This window comes from Streptomyces sp. NBC_01384, from assembly GCF_045040035.1.
Taxonomy (GTDB): domain Bacteria; phylum Actinomycetota; class Actinomycetes; order Streptomycetales; family Streptomycetaceae; genus Streptomyces.
Window position 1 is genome coordinate 1,771,906 of record NZ_CP109559.1, and the last position, 22,566, is coordinate 1,794,471.

Sequence of the window (22,566 nt, forward strand, 5' to 3'; positions counted from 1 at the left end):
TGCGTAGCCTCCACTCACGCAATCCGGGCGCGGCCCGAATCCCCGCCGACAGGGTGGATGGGAGATCGGCCAAGCAGCGGCCGCCGTACGGAAGGGACGTGAGACGCCGGGCCAGCCTCACCAAAGGCTCCGCGACGGACTGGTGGGGCTTTCGGGGTTACGGCTGGTGTAGGGGATCCACGTTTCCGTGAGCAGTGATTCCTGTACTGAATTTCTCTGTGGGACCGGTCCCGGAGTCGCCAGCAGATGACGACCGCTACCCGTCAGCCCGCCGTCTGACTGACATAGCTGACCGACAAGGGGATAGTTGCCCGCTTCCAAGCCAAGTTCTACATCCGCTCCCCGGGTCTGCTGCAGGTTTGGGTGACAGGTTCGGTCACGCGACCTGGAGGGCCGGTGTGGTCATGACGGTCTCGAATTCGATGGGGGGGTCAGCCGGCCGAGCGAGGCTTGTCTGCGGCGCCGGTGGTAGGTCCTCTCGATCCAGGTCACGATCGCGATCCGCAGTTCCTCGCGGGTGGCCCGCGCTCACGACGGCCACAGCCTGCCGCATCTGCTTCCACCTGGGCCCGGCAGGTGTCGTAGGGGTTGACCAGCGTCACTCGCAGATTCCCACGCTTCCTGGTGCGGGCCGCGAGCTGGATCGCGGCCGAGAGCCCGGCGTAACCGGCGCCCAGGACCAGGACCTCGTGCTGCTGCGCTGCTGTCGCGGTCATCGCTCTGCTGCCTCTTTCGTGTCGGTCGTTCCCGCCGTGCGGACGACCACCAGACGCAAGCTGCCCCCCCGTTCGTGACATGGGGCCGATGTGGCCCGTGTCACATCGTGAAAAGAGAACGGGCGCGCGCTGTGTCAGCACCTCACCCCGAGCGCCGCGGCGCGCAGCATTCAACCATGATCGAACTGGCTCCGCACGGGAACTGAGGGAACAACAGGAGCCGCAAGTTAGCGGCAGGGCCTGGTGCTTCCACGCCGCCCGCGAGCACGACCGCCTCTACACCACCCCGACCAGCGGAACTGCGCCCTCACCACTTGATCGCGAGCTTCACTCGAAACGAACCACACCCAAATCACCGATCGTCATCACCTCGACACCTGAACGGCGGCACCCACGACCGGCTCCGGAGTCAACCCCCGAAGGACCTCTGGAGCCGACCACTTAGCCGCACCGGGGCGGCACCAAAGCGGCACCGGGACCGTTGCGCGGGTGTCGCGCCTCGCACGGTCCGGGTGCCGCCGGGTTATGCATGACGGGTATTTTCACGCTACCCGACACGCTGCTTCTGCGCGCGGTACGTCTCCAGCAGGCGGAGCCACACCTCACTCGCGGTGGGGTAGCTGGGCACGACATGCCACAGCACGGGAAGCGGCACTCTCGCGACAATGGCCGTCGTGGCCGAGTGGACGAGTTCGGCAACGCCCGAGCCGACGAACGTGGCACCCACCACCGTGTCGGTATCGCGATCGATGACCAGTTTGGCGCGCCCGAGGTAGTCCTCGCGCAGCACATACGTGCCGGCCAGCGCGGCCATGTCGTACTCGACCGTCGCCACGTCCAGTCCCGCCGCGCGCGCCTCCCGCTCGGTCACGCCGGCCGATCCGACCTCCGGGTCGGTGAAGGTCACCTGCGGGTTGCCCCGGTGCCCGTCGGCGGAGCCCGGCGGGCCGCTCCACGCGCCGACCGCCGGACCGCCCGTGGCACGGGCGGCGATCACCTCACCGGCCACCCGCGCCTGGTACTTGCCCATGTGGGTCAACAGCGCGCGTCCGCAGACATCACCGACGGCATAGAGCCAATGCCCGTCCACCGCCCGCACGCCCTGCTCGTCGTCGACCTCCAGAAAGCCGCCGTCGGAGCATCCCACCGACGACAGGCCGATGTCCTGGGTGTTCGGCGTCCGGCCGGTGGCGAGCACCAGTTCGTCGGCGACGAGCGTGCTCCCGTCGTCCAGCCGGACGGTGACCTCGCCGCCGTGCGGCAGCCCGACTCCCGTGTCGCGGGGATCGTCGCGCCGCACCTCGGTGACCGACCTGCCGGGAAGCAGCCGCACCCCCGCGGCCGTCAACCGGTCACCCACCATGCGCCCGGCGAAGGGTTCCGCCCGGGCCAGCAGGCCGGCGCGCCGGTACACGATGCTCAACTCCTCGACGCCCAGCGGCTTCAGCCAGGTCGCCGCCTCGCACGCGACCACCCCACCGCCCAGCACCACGACCCGGCGTGGCACCTCGTGCAGATTGGTGACGTCGCGGGACGTCCAGGGGCGTGCCTCGCTCATGCCGGGGATCGTCGGCACGGTGGTGCAGGAGCCCGTGTCGATCACCACCGCGTGCCGTGCGGTCAGCACACGGGTGCCGCCGGCCGCCGTCCGAACCGCCACCGCGCGCTCCCCGGCGAGCCGCCCGTACCCGCGCACGACATCGATGCCGACGCCGAGCGCCCAGCCGATCTGCGAGGAGTCGTCGAGGCCGTTCACGACGGTGTCCCGGCGGGCCAGTACCGCCCGCACGTCCAACTCGCGCCCGTTCAACAGCGAGGACACACCCGGCACATGCCGTCCGCCGTCCAGCACCTCGGCCGGGCGCAACAGGGCCTTGCTGGGCATGCAGGCCCAGTACGAGCACTCGCCGCCCAGCAACTCCGCCTCGACCAGCACCGCGTCCAGACCGGAGAACTGCGTGGCGTACTGAGCCGCGTTCTCCCCGGCCGCGGCGCCGCCCAGGACGATGACGTCCCACTCGGAACGATCGGGATCCACACGCGCTGCCATCATTCACGCCCTCAAATACGAGAATGGTGAACTCGGAGGATCAGGCGATGGCTCTCATATTGCGCTCGGACGGGGGTTACCACCTCTCGTCCTACTCCGCTCCGGCCTATTCTCCGAATACGAGAAAGGGTACGCCTTCGGGCTGTTCTCGGCGCTGGGAGAGGTCACGCCGTCCGGCGGATCAGCGCCAGATACATGGCGTCCGTACCGTGCAGATGCGGCCACAGCTGTACGTCGGGGCCGTCGCCCAGCGCGGGGACGCCGGGCAGGAGCGGGTTCGCCCGACCGCTGAGTGATGGTCAGCAGCCGGGCGGTTGGGTGGTGTGCGGGTCAGGCGCCGGCGCCTGCAGGCAGGTCACCCATCTTGTTCACGACGGTGCGGGAGAGGACCGCGCTGGTGCCGGTGAGCATGCCTGCCTTGCCCATCGAGGTGTCCTTGATGAGGTAGCTGCGCTCGCCGAGGAACAGGTGGGTGTTGCGGTCGAAGATGTACTCGGTGCGTTCGCCGTTGGAGACGTGGGCGATGGCTTCGCCATGGCGGCCGGCCGCGTCGGTGGCGTCCTTGACGAGGACGACGCCGGGGATCTTCGCGGCGGCCCGCCAGATGGAGGAAGCCACGTCACCGGGCACGATCGACTCGGATACGGTCTCGCCGATCCAGTTGAACGCGGCGGCGTCCTTGCCGGGGGCCTCGCCGCGGGTGGCGGAGTAGATCTGCTTCAGCAGCGCGTCGGGGTTCGTCGACAGCGACGCGATCTGCGGGACGGTGCCCGGCCTGGCGGGCTGCGACGCTTCGCCGGGGTTGACCACACCTGCGCCGCTGTTGTGGATGGTGATGTTCTGGCCGCCCTCGTGGATCAGGCCGTCCTTGGAGGGGTCGGCGGCCAGCCACACTTCGCGCTGGTGGACGGCGTCGAGCTTGGCCGCGCCGCCGATGGTGCGCTGCTTGACCTGGTGGGTGAAGCCGACCTTGCTCTTGACGTAGATGAACTGGTGGGCGCCGACGGTCGGGGTCTTCTGCTTGCTGGCCGCGTCCGCGACCTGGCTGAGGAAGGCGGTGGCGCCGTGGGCGGAGGCGGGCTGCACGGTGATGACCGAGGCCATGGCCACACTGTCGTCGGCGGGGGTCGCGCCGGAGCTGGCGACGCTGACGGCGACGGCTGCGGCGACAGCCAGGGCCGCGGCCGGCGCGGCTATCAGGCTCCAGCGCGGCATACCGCGCTTCGCGGCGGGAGACGGCTGCGCCTGCGCGCCGGTCTGGGTGACTTCCTGCATCAGATATTCCTCAAGACGTTGAGACCGGGCGGGAGAGAGACCTGGTGTGCCGGGGCGCGGCAGCAGGTGCGACAGCTCCTGGCGCTCGGCCTCGTCACCATGCTTCGGAGCGTTCATCGGGCTTTCTCCTGTATCGACCGGACCGCGGGTGTGCGGTCGCCCTGTATCTGTCGGACGGGCGCAGGGGGTTCCACCTTTTTTTTCACGCGCTTCAGTTCCTGCTCGGTCAGTTTGAGCAGACGCCCCCGTGCGCGTGACAGGCGGGAGCGGACGGTGCCGACCGGGATGCCCAGGGCCTGGGCCGCCGCGGCGTAGCTGAGGTCGGACCAGACGCACAGCATGAACACATCGCGGTCCCCGCGGCGCAGCCTGGCCACCGCCGCTCTGGCGGCCGCGAGCCTTTCGCTGTCGTCGATGCGAGCGGCGACTTCGTCGGCAATATCCGGGACGGTTTCGGGTGTGGGGAAGCGGGTCAGGGTCTGCTGGTGTTTGCGCGCTGCGCGTCCGCGGTTGCGCAGGACGTTGGTGGCGATGCCGTAGACCCAGGGGCGGAGGCTCTCGTCGCCCTGCTCCAGCCGCTCCCGCAGACGCCACACTTCCAGGAACGTCAGTGACACCGCGTCCTCGGCGGCCGACCAGTCGCCCGTGGCGCGGTAGGCGTGCGCGTAGATCGCCTGGCCCAGTTCCTGGTACAGCTGGCGGAAGGCTTCTGGATCGCCGGCTCGCAGACGAGCTCGCAAGGATTGCTTCACGCAGGTACCTGTCGGATACACGGGGCCAGTTCCCGTGAGGTGGATCACAGTCAGATGAGGCGCAGCAGGATTTCGGCATCCCGGTGTCTTCTCGATCAGAGGCCTCACGCGCCCCATTGCCACCGACCTCGGTGGCAGCGCCACGATATGTCGTTGAAGTGTAAACTAGCCGCCTTGATGTCCGCCTATGCACCCTCGCCGAGCTTGTCCGTCCATACCCCCGGCGCGGCCCGTGGCCTCTGCTCCACGCCACGAAGCACCGACCACTTGAAGCGGGGCTTGAGGGTCCACTCCCGTGCGGCCTGCACGAGCGGTGTGTGCCGGCCGCGCAAAGCCGTCACCGGGCACGGTCACATCGCGTACCGGCCCTGATGGCCGCTGACCGAGGGATGCGCGGCCTTCCACGCGGCGATCACCGGCTCGACCAACGCCCACTGCTCGTCGCTCACGTCGGTCTTGTAGGGCTTGCGCTCGCTCACGGTGCCCAGCCCAACATGCCCACGGCCGCCGACCGGCCGGGATGCCGCACCGCCACACGTTCAGGTGATGACAAAACTCCTATGCACTCTCATACCGCCCTCTCAATGGTTGCACCGTTCAAGGACGCCTTCGACGCAGACTTGTTGGCCTTCGCCCGACGCTGAAGGCACGAGAGATCGGCGTCGCCAGGCCGCGGATGACTCCGTGAGCACAGGGCCGCCGCCCGTGTCATGTGTGCCAGACGGCGGCCGTGGTCCGGGTCGTGGAATTCCGGTCTGACGCCGTAGCGGCACGATTGCCGCCGTTTCGAAAGCGGCGGCCGGCGAAGGCCGTGACGACCGCGGGCGTACGCCTCGGCCATGGGACGGGGCGTTGATCGACCGCGACGCCCTCACCGCCAAAAAGAGCCACCGAGAACACCTTCTCCGACCTGTTCCTGGGCCTGGCAGGAGTCGCCCTGCTTGTCGGCATCGGAGTCGCCAACACCGTGATCATTTCGGTACTGGAACGCCGCCGCGAGATCGGACTGCGCCGAGCACTCGGTGCCAACCGCGGCCAGATTCGCAGCCAGTTCCTCGTCGAAGCCGTCATCCTCTCCAGCCTCGGCGGCCTCGCCGGAGCCCTCCTCGGTACCCTCGCCACCCTCGGCTACGCCACCCACCAGGCATGGCCGCCCGTCATCCCCCTCAACTCCCTAGCCGAGGGCATCGGCGGAGCATTCCTCGTCGGCATCGTCGCTGGGGTCTACCCGTCCATCCGCGCCTCGCGGCTCACCCCACCGAAGCACTCGCCACTACCTGACATACGCGATCGAAGCCACCGCGGCGAAGCCAGGTCCGTCATGGCCCTGGCACCCTTTGGGCCCGAACAGCGAGATTGTCGAAGCTGTATTCGAAATCAGTCACTACGCCGCGACCAGAAGAGACCGGTTCTTCAGCGGGAGGCTCCACGGCCGTCCCTTGCGGACCGCATCCGCACCCTCGCAGCGCAGTACGGTCACCAGCCGCAGCGCAGTACGGTCACCAGCTTGCCGAACAGGCGGGGGCTCAGCCCGGTGAACGGGACTGCTCTGAGTGCGTCCCCCCTGGGCGCCGCCCTGGCCGCGACCTCATGCCACCCCGGCGAACGGTCGACCGCGTGCCCTCGGCGGCGCGGTCACCGCAGGAGCGGAGTGTGACCCGTCTGAAGCCCTGGCTTTTCCGCAGAGCCCGGTGCAGCGTGAATCGAATGTCGTCAATCGCCGCAACCGTCTTCACCCTGGAGCGGCAACACTCAAAGATCTCATCAAGTCCCACGAGACTGCGTTTGCGTGTAGAGACAGTTTTTGAGGTGACATACGTAAGATCTGTCATGAATTAGTTTCGCACATGGAATGGTGCGCCGCCTCATTTGATGCATTATGGCCGCACCGAGAGAACCGCACACAGGGGCCAGCAGATAAACCCACAGATCATCCCACGTATTGCTGATGGCGGCGGGAGCGAGGCTCCGCGCAGGGTTCAGTCCAGCTCCCGAGATGGGCGCTGCCAGGAAAACCAATACGATCCCCAAGACACCCGCTGCCGCTGCGGTAAAGGGCATCAAGCGAGGTATCTCAAGAAGGGACAATATTAGAGAAATGAGCAGGAAGGACGCCGCCACTTCGACTATCAAGGCTACCCACACTCCTTCAGGTCCAGGAACCGTAACTATCAGGCGCGAGTTCGTGACTCGATGCCGCCAGATAAGCGCTACAATCGCCGCTCCGGACACCGCTCCCGCAATCTGAGCAACTATGTAGGCAAAGGCGCTCTTTGCGCTTATTTTCCCTAGTTGCAAGAAGGCCACAGTAACAGCCGGGTTGATATGCCCTCCGCTGATGCGACCCAACGGGGAGTAGATGATGAGAGTGCCGCAGAAAGAGAAGATTACAGCTGTCAGGAGTCGCCGCAGATCTCCGCTCGGAATGAGTGACATCATGGGAGAACCCTGCGAGAAATCCATAACTATCGCACTTAGGCCAAAGAGCAGCAGGAGCGCGGTCCCGGCAAACTCAGAGACGACCTCGCGCCATCCGACCACACTACCTCCCCTCGTGCACCCCAGGCACAGTTACAGGAAACTCGGCGCACCGCTTGCAGAATTTTTAGCGAAGAGCCTCATTATGACTTGGCTCCAGCCGGAGCCGCGAGGCTCAAACGTCCGGCTCTCAGCGCTGTTCGTATCAGCTTCGCTTGCTTGCACCGGTAGCCACGAGAGCTGCTGTCGACGGTCCGGGGCGACATGTGAGGAGCGATGCCGACGTTGGTGCCATGTATGAGAATCATCGCAGGCTTGGACGACGACCCCTCTTTGAATTCCCAGAATTTCCATCGTCCGCAGAAGCTGCCGCCGAAAGCGAGGAAGTAGCGGCCACGAGAGTCGCGGCGATGGCTATCCTACGTCTCACCCGAACGGTGATAGGCGATATGCCTGCGTCCATGTTCCGTATCCTCTGCGAGGGGGGCATCGCTTACATCCTCTGAGTGCGTGCAAGCCGTAGGCGCGCCGAGTGGAGCAATCGGGTGAAATTCATGCGCCGAGACTAGGTGAGCATCACGGGTGCATTCGCAGCGACCTGGGACCGCGCCACCTCGACGACCTGTTCACCAGCATCGGCCACCACTGCAGGCGGGGATCAAGGGCGCCTATGACTGCATCGAGGCATTCTCGGAGACCATCGTCGCGTCCGGTGAGAATCCTCGAAGATCGTTCAGGACAACACCTTCAAGGTGTGCCCAGGGGTGGCGCACGGCCTGTCCATGGTTGCTTCGTTCAAGGACGTCTCGACGCCGACTTGTTGGCCTTCGCCCGAGGCTGAAGGGACGAGATACTGGCTTCGTCAAGCCGCGGATGACTCCGCGAGCACAGGGCCGCCACGCATACGGCACCTCTCGACAAGTCGGCACAGTAGCCGTCGAGCCGCCAACACTGTAAGCGCCGGCCCGTACACAGATGGCTGATCGTGGTAAGGATATGGGCGCTCTGCCAGGGCCGCCGCCCGCGCCACGCTGGCGGTCGGGGTGCACAGTGCTGCAGCAGGGTCTGCTCAGCGCAAGGGCTCACTCACTGGGGTCCGGTCGGCCGCCCGGTCCACTGCAGGAGATCCGGCCCAGTACGGGATCACTGGCGCGCGGTTGCGAAACGGCCTTGCCAGGGCGGGTGCGATCGCGGCTTCGGAGCCGCCCCGGGCGACGTCGCTCGCGTCACATTTCTTGACCGCACGGTCCGCAACCAGGTTCTTTACCGTATAGTCCAAAACTGAGCCCGTGACACCCGGTTCGGGACTCATCCCTGTAGCGACAGTCATCGCGTGGATGGCAAGGCCATCCACGCCGAGTAGGAGCCTTGATCATGGGACAGCTTGAGGGCAAGACAGCCATCGTCACTGGCGGTAACAGCGGGATCGGGCTGGCAACCGCCAAGCGATTCGCACGTGAGGGCGCACACGTGTTCATCACCGGCCGTCGTCAGGAGGCTCTTGACGCCGCGCTGGCCGAGATCGGCCAGGGCGCCACCGCCGTCCGGAGCGATGTATCCGACCTTGGCGACATCGACCGTCTGTACGCGGCTGTCGCCGAGCAGGGTCGCCGGATCGACGTGCTGTTCGCCAACGCCGGCGGCGGTGAGTTCGCCACTCTTGAGCAGGTCACCGAGGAGCACTTCGACTCGACCTTCGGCATCAATGTGAAGGGGATGCTCTTCACCGTCCAGAAGGCGCTTCCCCTGCTCAACGATGGCGCGTCGGTGATTCTCACCGGATCGACCGCCGCCACCTCAGGTGCCGAAGCCTTTAGCGTCTACGCCGCGTCCAAGGCGGCTATCCGCTCCTTCTCTCGTTCCTGGGCCAATGAGCTCAAGGGCCGAAAGATCCGTGTGAACACCCTCGTCCCCGGCCCCATCGACACCCCTGGCAACTCCGGCCTGGCTGCCGATGCGGAGGAGGCCGCCAAGATGCAGGCATTCTTTGCGAGTCAGATCCCTCTGGGCCGGATGGGCCGCCCTGACGAGGCCGCTGCCGCCGCGCTCTTCCTCGCCGGCGACCAGAGCAGCTTCATCACCGCAGCCGAGCTCTTCGTCGACGGTGGCCTCAACCAGATCTGACCGCCGCTTCGACCATTCCCTGTGACCGGCGCATCCGTAGCCGCGCCACAGGCCGGTGAACGCACTGGTCAGGCCGATGAAAGTCATGCAGACCACGATTCGGCTGCGCTACAGGTCCAGGACAACGTCGTCGGTGGGCTTGGAGCAGCAGATCAGGGTGTTGCCCTCGGCCGGCGGCTCAACGGGGGTCGGGGTAATAGTCGACGGTGCCGGACATCATGGCGAGTTCGCAGGTGTGGCACACGACCACTGGACCGGGACATCGCAGGCTTCGGCAAGTTCGAGCAGGGACTCTTGGGCGTCGTTCCAGGGGACGTGAAGACCGCTGCGGGCGAAGGAGACCTCGGGTCCGCTGCCGACGGGGCCCGGGGGCTGGTGGGGCGCGGGGCGACTGCAGATCCCTTGATCCCGGGAGTGAGGGACGGCGCGGCGCCGAAGAGCTCTGTGTGGATCCGGCCGGCTTCCAGCCCGGAATCGATGAGCGCGGCGGTGACGTTGTCCATGAAGTCCACGGGTCCGCACACCTGGCGGGCGGAGTGGTGGTGAGCGAGGCCGTGCAGCATGGCCAGTACGGGTGTCACGCCGATCCCTGCCGACAGCAGCAGCACCGGATCGTCGCCCTGGGCCATGCAGAAGGTGCCGCGGGGCGCGACGGCCTCCAACCGGTCCCCGACGCGGATGTGACCCCGCAGCTCGTTGCTGGCGGCACCGTACGGTTCGACTTTGACGCCGGTGCAGTATGCGCACGCGCCCGGCCGGCCGGTCACACCCCGGGGCGCGCGACGCACCCGTTCCCCGAGCTCGGTTCACATCGCGCGGAATGCGCGCAAATGATTCCGTGCCCGGTGTACCCGCTAGCGCGCCATATGCTCCCATACGTCAAATTCCCGATATCGGCATGCCTGGTGTACGCGCGAGCTCGTGCGTCAGGAAGGCCGTGTAGGGAGTGAGCCGGCCCTTGATGCGGTGCGAGCCACCAGACAGGTGCTGCTGTGCCGCCACCGCAGCCGGCTGACCCCACCCCGCCTGGTCCTCCAGCTCACCGTGCCCCCTCATGACGACAGACGTGGACGTGCGTCAGCGGCTTGCCCGCCGATCAGTCGATGCGGTCACCCAGCAAGGCGGCCGAGACCTGTTCCACCAGCCAGTGTTCGGTGTCGTTCCATGACCAGCCGCAGTCCGCCACGTACAGGCGCCAGGACTGGTGGCCGAGGAAGAACCACAGGATGTCGGTGGCGCGGCCCTGCGTCAGGCCCTCGCGCAGGGCATGTAGATCCGCCAGCCGCCCGGCCACGACCGCGAGGGCCTCGCGGTAGACGCGATTGGCGTCGGTGAGGGTTTCCGCGGCGGTTTCGTCCAGTGTGGCCGCCGTGACTAGTACCTGGAGGAGGGCGGAGTACCGCTCGTTGTCGATCCGGACCCCATACGTAGCGGCGGCGACCGTCTCTCGGGGATCGGATGAGGCGCGCACCGCTGCGAGGGTCTCGTCGACGATCGGGTCAGCCATGCCCTCGCCGATGAGGTGGGCCAGGATCGCGGCCTTGCCTCCGGTGCTCGCGTACACCGTGGGAACGGCCGTTCCGGACTCCCGCGCGATGTCGCTGACGGTGACCTTTCCATAGCCTTGTTCCATAAAGAGGCGCAGAGCGGCGGCGAGGATGGCCGCTCGTGTCTCCGCGGCCGCCTCGGCACGCCTGCCGGCACGGTAGGGCCGCCGGCCGCCCGGCCGACTACTCATAGTTCCATCTTCAACCAACGCATGCTACTTTCGATATAGGTACCATCTATTGAATATTGGACGCCTTCCCCTGCCATCGTCTGCACCCGGCCCACCCCATACCAATCGTGCCGGGCGCCCCCGTCTTCTCTGTCTGGAGTCACCCATCATGAGTCTCTTCACGCCTGCCACCGGCGCTGCGGCACGTCAGTATGTCCTGGGGCAGGAGCTGCGGGTCACCATCCTCACCTCCGGAGCGGAGACCGAGGGACGCCACGACGTCACCGACTCCGTCATGGAGACGGGCGCGGCGACGCCGCTGCACCTGCACACGCGGTACGAGGAGCGGCTGTGGGTGGTGTCCGGTTCGCTGACCGTGTGGGCCGGGCCCGACACCGTGACGCTGCGGTCCGGTGACTTCTTCACCATTCCCAGGGACGTGCCTCACGCGATCAAGTCCGGCCCCGACGGGGCCCGGGCGCTCAACATCAGCTCGCCGGCCGGATTCGCTGAGCTCATCGCTCGGGCCGCCACACCGCTTCACCTGGCCACGCCGGAGACCGAGCTGGACGCGGAATTGTTCATGGCGGTGACCGAGGAACTCGGCGATGTCGTCCTCGGCCCGCCCGGCATGATCCCCGCAGATCTGGACCGCCCCGGCCAGTAGCTCGCGAAAGGCGGTCCCGGCGAGCGGCGGGATCAGACTGCCCCTCGGCACAGGCACGGCAACTGGGCATCGATGCCTGGCCGCTCCCGGGTCGGCAAAGGACGCGGATCATCGGCCTCCAGCGCCGTTTCGCCATCGCCGCGCGGAGAGCACGCTGACCCAGACGTCATGGGCGATGACCGCAGTCTCATCTCCGCAACGGAGCGCTCGGCCGCCTCTTACGGCAACCGTCACGAAACAACCCGCGCTCGCCGCAATGCTTGCAATCGCGAACTCTGTACGCCGTCGAAGCGGCGCGATGCGCCTGGGATCACGCCGCCCGACAATTCTTGACCGGCCGGTCCGAATCTGTTCTACTCGACAGAGATGTTGCGGAGCCCCGGGCCATCGCGCCCTTGTGGTCCTCCGATTTCTGACGTGCAGCGGCCACCAGCGCCGTGAGTGGCGTGAAGCGCCGGATGCGCTCCCCCCGCACCCCTCTCCGTGAAAGGTTCCCTGATCATGACTACACGCGAGGTCGTCGAGAAGTTCCTCGGGCTGCTTGCCGCCGGAGACCCTGACGCCGTTGCCGAAGTGTTCGCGAAGGAGATCGACTGGTACGTGCCCGGATCCCCCCGACTGCCCTGGACGGGCCGGCGCACGACGCGCGCCGAGGTCGCCGACTACCTGCGCACACTGGGCGAGAACATCGTGCCGGAGGAAAACGTCGACACCGTCGAAGCTCTCGTCGTGGAAGGTGACCACGCCGTCCTCCTCGGAGAGTTCTCCCGGATGGCGCGAAGCACGGGCCGCTCGTACCAGATGCCCATCGCCATGCACCTCCAGGTCGCCGACGGCAAGATCGTCAAGCTCTACCTCTACGAAGACACCTTCAAGGTCGCGCAGGCATACGCGCAGTGAGGGCCTGACCTCCGTTCCTTCGACGACACCGATCAAGGGCCCTCGTGCCGCAGCCGCGGTGGCCGGCGGCTGACTCTGCGCCGCCCCCACGCAGAAGCCCCGGCCTCCACATCTTTCAAGGAAACCGTCGTGCGCGCCGCGATCGACATACGCCGTTCCTCCTCCCGCCGCCTCTCCCGCACCGACTGGCTGCGGTCCTGGAACTCCTTCTCCTTCGGAGCCCGACCCGAACCAGCCAACACTCACTTCGGGCTGCTGCTCGTGTCCAACGAGGACACCGTCAAACCTGGCACGGGGTTCGACACCCATCCCCACCAGGACATGGAGATCGTCACCTGGGTGCTGGAGGGCGCGCTTGTCCACCAGGACTCCACCGGCCACAACGGAATCATCTATCCGGGCCTCGCCCAGCGCATGACCGCCGGCTCGGGCATCCTTCACAGTGAGAAGAACGACTCGTGGACGCTGACCGGCGATCCGGAACACAACAACGACGTGCACTTCATCCAGATGTGGGTCCTGCCCGACACTGCCAACGTGTCTCCCGGGTATGAGCAATTGGACATCAACGCCCCGCTCGCACAAGGCGGATGGGCCACCCTGGCCTCGGGCATGCCCAAGCACTCCGGCACCCGGGCCATCAGCATCCGTCAAAAGCATGCCGCACTGCACGTCGCGCGGCTTCGTCCCGCCGAGACCCTGCACATCGCGACCGCGCCGTTCGTCCATGTCTTCGTCGCCAAGGGCGCGCTCTCCCTGGAAGGCTCCGGTCCGCTCACTCAAGGAGACGCGGCGCGGATCACGGCTGCCGAGGGCCAGCGGATCACCGCAGCAGACCGGGGCGCGGAGGTGCTCATGTGGGAGATGGACGCCACTGTGATTCTCCGGTGAGCCCTCCTGGCGCTCCTGGGACCTCACACACGCCCGCATCGGGCGCCAAAAACATATCTGCGCCGCCCAAGTCGAACGGCCGCCACTGGGAAGCCCAGGGAAAGTGAAATAGCAACACATGATGAATGCCCGCGAGCTGCTGCTCGCCTACACGGCCAACATCGCAGACCCAGAGGTCACCTCGTCCCTCTTCGCCGAGGAAGGCGTCCTTGAACTGCCGTACCTCGAATCCATCGGCCTCCCGACCCGAACGGTCGGTCCCGAAGCAATTCGCGAGTTCATGACCGGACTGTTTCAAGTCGTCCCGGGCTTCGGTTTCGACACGGTGGACATCCTGATCGAAACTGAAGATCAGGTCTTCGGAGAGTGGTCGGTGGAGAGGACCACGACCACTGGCCGTCCCTTCAGCCAAACCTACGCCGGACGCCTGGTGGCCGAGAACGGAAAGATCAAGCTCCTCCGCGAGTCTTTGGACCTGGTCCGGGCCGCGCGCGCGATGCTGCCGAACGGAGTGGCGGACATCCCTGCGTGACGTTCCATCGTGCTCCTCACCTCAGTTTGCCCGCGGTGCGGAGCACGATGGCGCTGGGCGCTGGCGCCCGCCGGATGGACCCGGAAACGTTGCGATCATGACCCGCCCGGTGTGGGGTGAGGGCGTCCACGCCAAGCCGCAACGGCGGCCGAGGGCCCGCACCGTTCAATGGCGGGAGGCACCATGCCCTCGAACACTCCGGCACCTCCCTTCACCGAACAGACCGCCATCGAGAAGGTGCGGCTCGCCGAGGACGCCTGGAACACCCGCGACCCCCGGAGGGTGGCCGTCGCCTACACCCCCGACAGCCGGTGGCGCAATCGTGCCGAGTTCATCACCGGGCGCGAGGAGATCATCGACTTCCTCACCCGGAAGTGGACCAGAGAGCAGGACTACCGGCTCATCAAGGAGCTGTGGGCATTCCACGGCAGCCGCATCGCCGTGCGCTTCGCCTACGAGTGTCACGACGACTCGGGGAACTGGTTCCGCTCCTATGGAAACGAGAACTGGGAGTTCGACGACGAGGGGCTGATGCGTGTACGGCTGGCATGCATCAACGACCTGCCCATCCAGGAGTCGGACCGCAAGTACCACTGGACGTTGGGACGTCGCCCGGACGATCATCCCGGGCTGAGCGATCTGGGCCTCTAGGGCGCGTATCTGGTTTCGATCAATCTGCCGGATCTGGCCCGCGCGGTGGGGTGGATCCGGTAGATCGTCGTGTATGACGCGTGCGCAACTGACTGATGCCGAGTGGGCGTTGATCGAGCCGTACCTGCCGGTCGGCGAGCGGGGTCCGTACCCGGAGCGGCTGCGGCAGCAGTTCGAGGGAGTGATCTGGCGGTTCAGGGCGGGTGCGCAGTGGCGTGAGGTGCCGAGTGAGTTCGGCGCCTGGACGACTGTGTCCAACCGGTTCCGGCAGTGGCGGGACGCCGGGGTCTTCGAGGCGCTTCTGGAGGGGATGATCGCGGAGGCCGCGAAGCGGGGTGAGGTGGACTTGTCCCTGGTCAGTGTGGATTCCACCACCGCCCGGGCTCACCACGACGCTGCCGGGATGCACCTCGGCCAAGAGGTCATGGCCGCCTTGGAGAAGGCGGCCGCCGAGGAGGAGAATGCCCGCCAAAAGGGGGCAGTCCGGAAGGACAAGACGGGCAGGGTGCTTTAGCTGATCCCGAGCGGGAGGAACGGCGACGTATCCGGCGCCGGCACAAGGCCCGCCTGAAAGCAGCCCTGCTCGGACGCTCGAGGGGCGGGCAGACCGGCAAGATCCACGTCGCCGCCGACCGCAAGTGCCGCCCGCTGGTCTTCGTCCTGACCGCCGGCCAGGCGGCGGACAGCCCGCAGTTCATCCCGGTACTCAAGAAAGTCCGGGTGCCCGGGCCGGTCGGCCGCCCCCGGACCCGGCCCGACGCTGCTGCCGGCGACAAGGCCTACTCGTCCCGCGGCAATCGCTCCTACCTGCGCAAACGACGCATCAAGGCGGTCATCCCGGAGAAGAAGGACCAGGCCGCCAACCGCAAGAAGAAGGGCAGCCGGGGCGGCCGGCCCGTCAGCCACGACACCGCGCTCTACAAAGAGCGGAACACAGTCGAGCGTCTGATCAACAAGCTCAAGGCGTGGAGAGGCATCGCCACCCGCTACGACAAGACACCCAAGAGCTACCTCGCCGGAGTCCACCTGCGCGGCTCGATGATCTGGATCAAGGAGCTCGCGCGGGCCACCCCTTGATCAAAACCAGATACGCGCCCTAGTACTGCAACCGCATCTGGGGGTTGTGGCCTCGACGTTTGTAGTGGGAGCGGCGGGCTCGGGCCTGGCTGCGTCTACGGAAGCGTGACCAGCTCAGATGGTGTTCGTTGGTGTGGTGGCGGGGCGTGATGACGAGGTGCCCGATCAACCGGCGGATCTCCGGGACGCTGAGGGGTATGAGGTCTTGCTCGTCGTCTGCGCCGCCCCTTTTGTGGCTTCTTGGGCTCGGACTGCGGTCAGGTAGGCGAGTGCGGCCATCGACAGGGTGATGTGCCGGTACCAGGCCCGATAAAGCCGGACCTGGTAGTGGTCCAGGCCGCACTCGCCCTTGGCGGTCTGGAAGCACTCCTCCACCGCCCACCTCGCTGCGGCGACTTTGACCAGGTCTTTCAGTCGAGAGGAGGCCGGTCCGTAGCAGACGTAGTAGGCGATCTCGGTGGGGTCGCTGACGCTGCGGCGGGCCAGCACCCAGTGCCCAAAGCCGTCTTCCCAGCAGGGGCGGATCGCGACGCGCGCCCAGTCGTAGACGCGTTCGCCGTGCGCGCCCGGCCCGCCTGACAGTCGCTTCCAGCGTTGCCGGGGCAGCGCGGCGATCAGCTCGTCGACCCGGACCTCGGCCCAGTCGGTCGTGACCACCGTGTCGTTGACCTTGGTGGCCATCACGTGTGCGATCTTGCGCTGCTCCAGCCAGAATCGTGTGTGCTTGACCTGCCCGTATGCCTCGTCCGCGGTCACCCATGCGAACGGGACACCGGCGTCGATGGCGCGTTGCAGCATCCGTCTGAAGTGCTCTTTCTTGGTCGCGAAACAGACCTCGTCGTCAATGCCGGCGGCCCGGCAGCGGTCCCGGTCATCGGCCCAGGAGGCCGGGAGGTAGAGCTCGCGGTCGATCAGGGCGCGTCCTCGTGCCGAGGCGTAGGCCAGGAAGGTTCCGATCTGGCAGTTTTCCGTGCGGCCCGCAGTCCCCGAGTATTGGCGCTGGACACCGGCGGATTTGGTTCCCTTCTTCAGGAAGCCGGTGTCATCGCCGATCAGGACCGCGTCCTTGGCGCCGATGGTCTCCACGACGAAGTCACGGACGTCGTCACGGACCGCGTTCTCGTCCCAGTCGGAGAGGTTGAGCAGGCGCTGGACACCGTCCGGGCGGAGCTGGCCGACCTGCTCGGCCAGCGTCCAGCCGTTCTTCTTCTCCAGCGGCGCGACCAGTCCCTGAAGGTAGTCCAGTGCTCGCTCACGCGGCTCGGACCTGCCGAAACGGTGGGCGAACCGGGCATGCAGCCCGGCTATCCCCTCGGACCACGACTCGACCTGCTCGATCGTCAGCGCATCAGCACACAGTCACATCAACGACAGGCAACGTTGATCGTCACCCCAGATGCGGTTGCAGTACTAGGGCGCGTATCTGGTTTCGATCAATCTGCCGGATCTGGCCCGCGCGGTGGGGTGGATCCGGTAGATCGTCGTGTATGACGCGTGCGCAACTGACTGATGCCGAGTGGGCGTTGATCGAGCCGTACCTGCCGGTCGGCGAGCGGGGTCCGTACCCGGAGCGGCTGCGGCAGCAGTTCGAGGGAGTGATCTGGCGGTTCAGGGCGGGTGCGCAGTGGCGTGAGGTGCCGAGTGAGTTCGGCGCCTGGACGACTGTGTCCAACCGGTTCCGGCAGTGGCGGGACGCCGGGGTCTTCGAGGCGCTTCTGGAGGGGATGATCGCGGAGGCCGCGAAGCGGGGTGAGGTGGACTTGTCCCTGGTCAGTGTGGATTCCACCACCGCCCGGGCTCACCACGACGCTGCCGGGATGCACCTCGGCCAAGAGGTCATGGCCGCCTTGGAGAAGGCGGCCGCCGAGGAGGAGAATGCCCGCCAAAAGGGGGCAGTCCGGAAGGACAAGACGGGCAGGGTGCTTTAGCTGATCCCGAGCGGGAGGAACGGCGACGTATCCGGCGCCGGCACAAGGCCCGCCTGAAAGCAGCCCTGCTCGGACGCTCGAGGGGCGGGCAGACCAGCAAGATCCACGTCGCCGCCGACCGCAAGTGCCGCCCGCTGGTCTTCGTCCTGACCGCCGGCCAGGCGGCGGACAGCCCGCAGTTCATCCCGGTACTCAAGAAAGTCCGGGTGCCCGGGCCGGTCGGCCGCCCCCGGACCCGGCCCGACGCTGCTGCCGGCGACAAGGCCTACTCGTCCCGCGGCAATCGCTCCTACCTGCGCAAACGACGCATCAAGGCGGTCATCCCGGAGAAGAAGGACCAGGCCGCCAACCGCAAGAAGAAGGGCAGCCGGGGCGGCCGGCCCGTCAGCCACGACACCGCGCTCTACAAAGAGCGGAACACAGTCGAGCGTCTGATCAACAAGCTCAAGGCGTGGAGAGGCATCGCCACCCGCTACGACAAGACACCCAAGAGCTACCTCGCCGGAGTCCACCTGCGCGGCTCGATGATCTGGATCAAGGAGCTCGCGCGGGCCACCCCTTGATCAAAACCAGATACGCGCCCTAGTACGCCTCTGGTACTCCGCCAGCGTCTCTTCATTCGTGCTGGCCAGACCCTGTTCGCGCCCCGCGCGCCTCAACGACACGGCCATCCCGTCTCAGCATCGCTCACCCACGACAGCCCTTCAGTGGTTGGCGCGGTCCTTCCAGACGTGCGGGACGGGTGGACATGAAGCAAGACGACAGACCCGCTCGGGTGGCCCACCGGTGCCAGCTGCACGCAAAGCCAATGTGGACCGAAAGGTCAAAAAGCAGTAGTGTGAATGCCATGGCGCGTCCCCGAAACTTCGATGAGAACCAGGTTCTGGAGTCCGTGCGCGAGCAGTTCTGGAACCGCGGCTATGCAGCCACATCGCTGCAGGACCTGATGGCCGCCACAGGTCTGGGCAAAGGAAGCCTGTACGGAGCGTTCGGTGACAAGCGCCAGCTCTTCCTGCACGTACTGGACAGCTATCGCGACGAGCAGCTCACCAGCGTCCGGCAAATCCTCACCGGACCAGGCCCGGCCCTGGAGCGCCTGACCCACCTCCTGGAAGGCACGGCCAACGGCTTCGCGGGAGACACGCAGCGACGCGGCTGCTTCATGGTCAACAGCACGTCCGAGCTGCACAGCCAGGAACCCGAGGTGGTCTCCCGAGCCCGAACGACCTATCAGGGTGTCGAAGACCTCCTGATCGCCTGCGTCAAGGATGCGCAGCGTGAAGGAGACCTGGATCCCAGTGCCGACGCGCAAGAGCTCGGACGCCTGCTCCTCGCGGTCCTGCAGGGCATCGAGTTCCTCGCCAAGACCAACATGGACGGCTCGGCCCTCCTGCAGATCGGCCACGCCGCGCTGTCCCAGCTGCCTCGACCCTGACCCGGCGGTTCGGCCCGCTCCCTGCCACACCGCTGCTCTATGCCCCGCACATCCGGCAGGCACCGGAGGGCAAACGGATACGGTGGCCCGCAATCAGGAGGCTGTCCGCATCGGCCGGGCCGCAGTCGAGACCCGGCAGGCGAAGAACGACCCGTGGCTCATGGCGCTCCTGCACTGCCGTCAGGCCGTCGGCCACGCCAGGACCGGCGAACGGACCCGAGCTGAACGCTCCCTCGCACGCGCCGAGACCGCATACGACCGCGCCCAGGGGCAGCCCGCCGCATGGCTGTCCTTCCTCACCCCGGCCGAGATCACCGGTCTCGCCGGTGCGGCACACCAGGCCCTCGGCCGTCACACCCGCGCTCAGAAGCTCACCTCCTCCGCGCTGGCCCTGCTGGAGCCGCGGTTCGAGCGGAACCGGGTCTACTACACGGCCCAGCACGCGCAGGGCCTCCTCGACGGCGGGGAGGTCGAACACGCGGTAGCCGAGGCGGCGCGGGCGGCCGTGATCGCCAAGCGGGTGCAGAGCGACCGCGTGCAAAACAAGCTCGATGACCTGCGACGCCAGATGCGCCAGCATGCGAAGCGCGTGCCGGACGCAGCGGACTTCCTGGAGCAGACACGACAGACGGGAGCATGACGTGGACGGGCTACGGCTGGAGCGACGTGACGCGGCTGGACTCGAGGACATCCGTCCCCAGCTCCTCGCCGTGTACGCCGAGGTGTACGCCGATCGGCTCGGCGAGGAGTTCCACAGCGTCGCCCGGTTCGACGAGCGCCTGGGCTGGAACACGGAGGTTCCCGGCTTCGCCGCCGTCGTCGCCTACATGGACACGATCCCGGTCGGCTACGCGTACGGCTGCACTCTGCAGGAGGGCACCCGCTGGTGGCGCGGTCTGCGGACACCGCTCGCCGACAGCGCGGCGGTAGAGACCGGGGCCCCACGTTCGCACTGTCGGAGCTGATGGTCGTCGAGAAGGTCCGCGGTACCGGCGCCGCCCACGAGATTCACGACGAGCTGCTGCGCGGCAGATCCGAGGAGCGGGTCACGCTCCTCGTCGAGCGGGACCATCCGCGCGTACACGCCCTGTACGAGGCATGGGGGTACCCGCACTTCGGTGAGGTTCTCCCCTTTGAGGACGCGCCGCTCTACGACGCGATGATGCTCACCCTGGGCTAGCCGCGGGTGCTGGTGAACCGCACCCCGGGCCCCCACTTCGCCTTCTGGTCGGCGAAGCACCAGCTACACAGGGGGAGGCCGCCCGGACCGTATCGCCATGTCTGCCGCTGGCATCCCGCGCACAGTCCGACGTGACTGCCAGGGCAGATCATGGTGCTGGGGTCGGGCTCCGTGATCGGTGGCACTGGGGTCGTCATGTCTGTGTCCTCATCTGGGCGACGAGCGCTCATCGCTTCGAACAAAGAATAGAACACGCGTCTCGATTGTCAGACCCTCCCCGTACGGTGGGGGTATGTCCCACTCCTCCGGGCCTGACGGCCGGGTGACTCCTGCCCTTGATGAGATCAACAACGGAATCCGCCGGCTCATGGCTGGCCCCGCCGGACGGAAGCGGACCGCCGACTACGAACGCCTCCTCGCCCTATGGGCGGAGGCAACTCGAGACGACGTCGAACCGGCCGCATGACGAGACCCCGCCCGAGCCTGATCGGGCGGGGCCCCGTGTCCCGGGTTCGAGTAGCACGCTCAGCTCGTGGACGATCCGAACGTTGATGGCGATATCTCAAATAGCGCCATCACCAGGTGTCCCGTCCGGCCTAACCCTGATGGTGTACGCCATACGGACCAGCCACGATTACGGAGGGGGTCGACTCCTTCACGTAGGGAATCCGCAGACATGAGAGCAACAGACATGGGAGCAATACACGCCGTGCCCAGGGCCCGCCGCCTGCGCCACCTCGCCGTGGCAGCACTCCTGACCGCGACGGCGACCACGATGAGCGCCTGCGGCACCGTCCGTGACGGTGCCGCCCCGGGTACCGCCCAGGGCATGGCGGCGGTGGCCGCGGACGCCAAGTACGTGCCGTGCGGCAACCCGCCGGAGAAACTGGAGAAGATCGACCAGGACTTCCTGGACCAGCTCGCGGCCGCCGGCGGCAAGCCGCTGTACGACCTGTCGTACCCGGCCGCCCGGGACGTGCTGAACAAGCTCCAGGCGGGCCCCGTCCCGATGCTGCCCGCTCAGATCACCCAGCGCACCGTGCCGGGCGGCCCGACGGGCCCGGTCAACGTGCACATCGTGCGCCCCGCGGGCGTCAAGGGGACGCTGCCCGGCATCGTCTACATCCACGGCGGCGGCTGGGTCCTCGGCAACTTCAAGACCCACGAGCGCCTCGTCCGCGAACTCGCGAACGGCGCCCGCGCCGAGGTCGTCTTCGTCGACTACACGGCCTCTCCCGAGGCCCAGTTCCCGGTCCCGATCGAGCAGGCGTACGCCGTCGCCAAGTGGGTCGGCGCCCACGGCGCCGAGATCAGCCTGGACTCCAGCCGGCTGGCCGTCGCCGGTGACTCCGTCGGTGGCGACATGACCGCCGCGGTCACGCTGATGGCCAAGCAGCGCGGTGGCCCGCACTTCCGCCAGCAGGTCATGCTCTACCCGGTCACCGACGCCGACTTCGACACGGCGTCGTACGACCGCTACGCGGAGAACTGCTGGCTCACCCGGCCCGCCATGAAGTGGTTCTGGAACGCCTACGCTCCGAAGGTCGCCGACCGCGCCAACCCGCTGGCCTCGCCGCTGAAGGCTACCGTCGGGCAACTGCGCGGCCTGCCACCGGCCTTGGTCATCACCGACTCCGACGCGCTGGTGGACGCCGCCAACTCCTATGCCGCGAAGCTCAGGTCGGCGGGGGTGCAGGTGACCTCGTCGCACTACAGCAAAGTCACCCACGACTTCATGATGCTGAACGCGCTGCGTGACACGCAGGCCAACAAGGCGGCGGTCGCCCAGACGACGGCGACCCTGCGCGAGGCGCTCTACGCGTCAATGACCCCCGTCGCCGGCAAGTAGGGCGGCAGCCGTCCCGGATCCGGACGGCGGAACTCGGCGGGCGCGATCACGAGGCCGCCGAGTTCCGAGCCCTCCGAAGTCCCGTGCCGGCCCAACAGGCCTACAGGGCCAGCCAGCAGGGCGTCCACCGCCTGATCTTGATCGCGCTTGCGCTGGCTTCCGGCGGCGAGACAGCAGCGTCGTGGCCCGCCCCGACACACAGGGCGGGCGTCCGGTCAGGGGCTGGCCAGATCGTCCGGCGGGGCGGGCGGGGCAGTCGGCTGCGCGGGGCACGGCTCGGCGTCGGGACAGAGCAGGGCCAGGCGCTCGTTCGCCTGGTCGACGGCGTCTCGAAGGCTGCTGCC

18 protein-coding genes and 5 pseudogenes are annotated in these 22,566 nt (G+C 67.2%); 14 read left to right on the top strand and 9 right to left on the bottom strand.

Going from position 1 to position 22,566, the window contains the following annotated elements; translation table 11 throughout:
- Positions 1–376: 376 nt before the first annotated feature.
- The 6 genes and pseudogenes from OG747_RS07925 to OG747_RS07950 all read right to left on the bottom strand — a co-directional run.
- Positions 377–519 (bottom strand): annotated as a pseudogene (locus OG747_RS07925) (IS3 family transposase); the annotation flags it as partial.
- Positions 489–716 (bottom strand): hypothetical protein, encoded by a 228-nt coding sequence (locus tag OG747_RS07930; RefSeq protein ID WP_405878579.1) that lies wholly within the window; start codon positions 714–716, stop codon positions 489–491. The gene OG747_RS07930 and the pseudogene OG747_RS07925, both read right to left, overlap by 31 nt.
- 547 nt (positions 717–1,263) lie before the next feature.
- A complete protein-coding gene (locus OG747_RS07935) occupies positions 1,264–2,754 on the bottom strand; it encodes a dihydrolipoyl dehydrogenase family protein (protein ID WP_405878580.1) in 1,491 nt (496 codons plus the stop codon).
- Positions 2,755–3,096: 342 nt separating this feature from the next.
- Complete coding sequence (locus tag OG747_RS07940; protein ID WP_405878581.1) at positions 3,097–4,158, bottom strand: CU044_5270 family protein; 1,062 nt, start codon at positions 4,156–4,158, stop codon at positions 3,097–3,099.
- Positions 4,155–4,841, bottom strand: coding sequence for an RNA polymerase sigma factor (locus OG747_RS07945; RefSeq protein WP_405878582.1), 687 nt, complete (start codon positions 4,839–4,841; stop codon positions 4,155–4,157). Before OG747_RS07945 ends, OG747_RS07940 begins: the two co-directional genes overlap by 4 nt.
- A 305-nt stretch (positions 4,842–5,146) precedes the next feature.
- Positions 5,147–5,272 (bottom strand): annotated as a pseudogene (locus tag OG747_RS07950) (transposase); the annotation flags it as partial.
- A gap of 488 nt (positions 5,273–5,760) precedes the next feature.
- On the opposite strand from OG747_RS07950, the pseudogene OG747_RS07955 reads away from it, so the two are divergent.
- A pseudogene (locus OG747_RS07955) lies at positions 5,761–5,991 on the top strand (ABC transporter permease); the annotation flags it as partial.
- Positions 5,992–6,557: 566 nt separating this feature from the next.
- Here the strand turns inward: OG747_RS07955 and OG747_RS07960 are convergent.
- Positions 6,558–7,334, bottom strand: coding sequence for an MIP/aquaporin family protein (locus tag OG747_RS07960; RefSeq protein ID WP_405878583.1), 777 nt, complete (start codon positions 7,332–7,334; stop codon positions 6,558–6,560).
- 1,311 nt (positions 7,335–8,645) lie between these two features.
- On the opposite strand from OG747_RS07960, the gene OG747_RS07965 reads away from it, so the two are divergent.
- Positions 8,646–9,395, top strand: a complete 750-nt coding sequence (locus OG747_RS07965; protein ID WP_405885472.1) for an SDR family oxidoreductase — start codon at positions 8,646–8,648, stop codon at positions 9,393–9,395.
- A 1,096-nt stretch (positions 9,396–10,491) separates the two neighbouring features.
- Here OG747_RS07965 and OG747_RS07970 read toward each other — a convergent pair.
- Positions 10,492–11,133, bottom strand: a complete 642-nt coding sequence (locus OG747_RS07970) for a TetR/AcrR family transcriptional regulator (protein ID WP_405878584.1) — start codon at positions 11,131–11,133, stop codon at positions 10,492–10,494.
- 148 nt (positions 11,134–11,281) lie between these two features.
- On the opposite strand from OG747_RS07970, the gene OG747_RS07975 reads away from it, so the two are divergent.
- The 6 genes and pseudogenes from OG747_RS07975 (at position 11,282) to OG747_RS08000 (ending at position 15,830) form a co-directional block, all read left to right on the top strand.
- A complete protein-coding gene (locus OG747_RS07975) occupies positions 11,282–11,779 on the top strand; it encodes a cupin domain-containing protein (RefSeq protein WP_121413285.1) in 498 nt (165 codons plus the stop codon).
- Positions 11,780–12,280: 501 nt separating this feature from the next.
- Entirely contained in the window at positions 12,281–12,679 is a 399-nt protein-coding gene (locus tag OG747_RS07980; RefSeq protein WP_405878585.1) for a nuclear transport factor 2 family protein, read from the top strand.
- 129 nt (positions 12,680–12,808) lie between these two features.
- Positions 12,809–13,570, top strand: coding sequence for a pirin family protein (locus tag OG747_RS07985; protein WP_405878586.1), 762 nt, complete (start codon positions 12,809–12,811; stop codon positions 13,568–13,570).
- A gap of 118 nt (positions 13,571–13,688) precedes the next feature.
- Positions 13,689–14,102, top strand: coding sequence for a nuclear transport factor 2 family protein (locus tag OG747_RS07990; protein ID WP_405878587.1), 414 nt, complete (start codon positions 13,689–13,691; stop codon positions 14,100–14,102).
- A gap of 183 nt (positions 14,103–14,285) precedes the next feature.
- Positions 14,286–14,753 carry a DUF1348 family protein gene (locus tag OG747_RS07995; protein WP_405878588.1) on the top strand — a complete coding sequence of 156 codons (468 nt, stop codon included), beginning with the start codon at positions 14,286–14,288 and terminating at the stop codon, positions 14,751–14,753.
- Positions 14,754–14,826: 73 nt separating this feature from the next.
- Positions 14,827–15,830: pseudogene (locus OG747_RS08000) on the top strand (IS5 family transposase).
- Between the two features lie 165 nt (positions 15,831–15,995).
- Here the strand turns inward: OG747_RS08000 and OG747_RS08005 are convergent.
- Entirely contained in the window at positions 15,996–17,168 is a 1,173-nt protein-coding gene (locus OG747_RS08005) for an IS701 family transposase (protein WP_405885473.1), read from the bottom strand.
- A 149-nt stretch (positions 17,169–17,317) separates the two neighbouring features.
- On the opposite strand from OG747_RS08005, the pseudogene OG747_RS08010 reads away from it, so the two are divergent.
- The 6 genes and pseudogenes from OG747_RS08010 to OG747_RS08035 all read left to right on the top strand — a co-directional run bounded on the left by OG747_RS08010 (position 17,318) and on the right by OG747_RS08035 (position 22,222).
- Positions 17,318–18,321: pseudogene (locus OG747_RS08010) on the top strand (IS5 family transposase).
- Between the two features lie 284 nt (positions 18,322–18,605).
- Positions 18,606–19,193 (top strand): TetR/AcrR family transcriptional regulator, encoded by a 588-nt coding sequence (locus OG747_RS08015; protein ID WP_405878589.1) that lies wholly within the window; start codon positions 18,606–18,608, stop codon positions 19,191–19,193.
- A gap of 82 nt (positions 19,194–19,275) precedes the next feature.
- Positions 19,276–19,833: a hypothetical protein gene (locus OG747_RS08020; RefSeq protein ID WP_405878590.1), complete on the top strand. Its 558-nt coding sequence runs from the start codon at positions 19,276–19,278 to the stop codon at positions 19,831–19,833.
- A gap of 1 nt (position 19,834) precedes the next feature.
- On the top strand, positions 19,835–20,158 hold the full coding sequence (locus tag OG747_RS08025) for a hypothetical protein (protein ID WP_405878591.1): 324 nt from the start codon (positions 19,835–19,837) through the stop codon (positions 20,156–20,158).
- The gene (locus tag OG747_RS08030) at positions 20,158–20,373 is read left to right on the top strand and encodes a hypothetical protein (RefSeq protein WP_405878592.1); all 216 of its coding nucleotides are present in this window, start codon (positions 20,158–20,160) and stop codon (positions 20,371–20,373) included. Before OG747_RS08025 ends, OG747_RS08030 begins: the two co-directional genes overlap by 1 nt.
- 691 nt (positions 20,374–21,064) lie before the next feature.
- Positions 21,065–22,222 (top strand): alpha/beta hydrolase, encoded by a 1,158-nt coding sequence (locus OG747_RS08035; protein WP_405878593.1) that lies wholly within the window; start codon positions 21,065–21,067, stop codon positions 22,220–22,222.
- Positions 22,223–22,566: the final 344 nt, after the last annotated feature.

Excerpts from the sequence above, each read along its gene's own strand:
- OG747_RS07930 (WP_405878579.1), bottom strand. The coding sequence starts at position 716 with ATGACCGCGACAGCAGCGCAGCAGCACGAGGTCCTGGTCCTGGGCGCC.
- OG747_RS07940 (WP_405878581.1), bottom strand. The coding sequence starts at position 4,158 with ATGAACGCTCCGAAGCATGGTGACGAGGCCGAGCGCCAGGAGCTGTCG.
- OG747_RS07965 (WP_405885472.1), top strand. The coding sequence starts at position 8,646 with ATGGGACAGCTTGAGGGCAAGACAGCCATCGTCACTGGCGGTAACAGC.
- OG747_RS07970 (WP_405878584.1), bottom strand. The coding sequence starts at position 11,133 with ATGAGTAGTCGGCCGGGCGGCCGGCGGCCCTACCGTGCCGGCAGGCGT.
- OG747_RS07975 (WP_121413285.1), top strand. The coding sequence starts at position 11,282 with ATGAGTCTCTTCACGCCTGCCACCGGCGCTGCGGCACGTCAGTATGTC.
- OG747_RS07980 (WP_405878585.1), top strand. The coding sequence starts at position 12,281 with ATGACTACACGCGAGGTCGTCGAGAAGTTCCTCGGGCTGCTTGCCGCC.
- OG747_RS07990 (WP_405878587.1), top strand. The coding sequence starts at position 13,689 with ATGATGAATGCCCGCGAGCTGCTGCTCGCCTACACGGCCAACATCGCA.
- OG747_RS07995 (WP_405878588.1), top strand. The coding sequence starts at position 14,286 with ATGCCCTCGAACACTCCGGCACCTCCCTTCACCGAACAGACCGCCATC.
- OG747_RS08015 (WP_405878589.1), top strand. The coding sequence starts at position 18,606 with ATGGCGCGTCCCCGAAACTTCGATGAGAACCAGGTTCTGGAGTCCGTG.
- OG747_RS08030 (WP_405878592.1), top strand. The coding sequence starts at position 20,158 with ATGGTCGTCGAGAAGGTCCGCGGTACCGGCGCCGCCCACGAGATTCAC.
- OG747_RS08035 (WP_405878593.1), top strand. The coding sequence starts at position 21,065 with ATGGGAGCAATACACGCCGTGCCCAGGGCCCGCCGCCTGCGCCACCTC.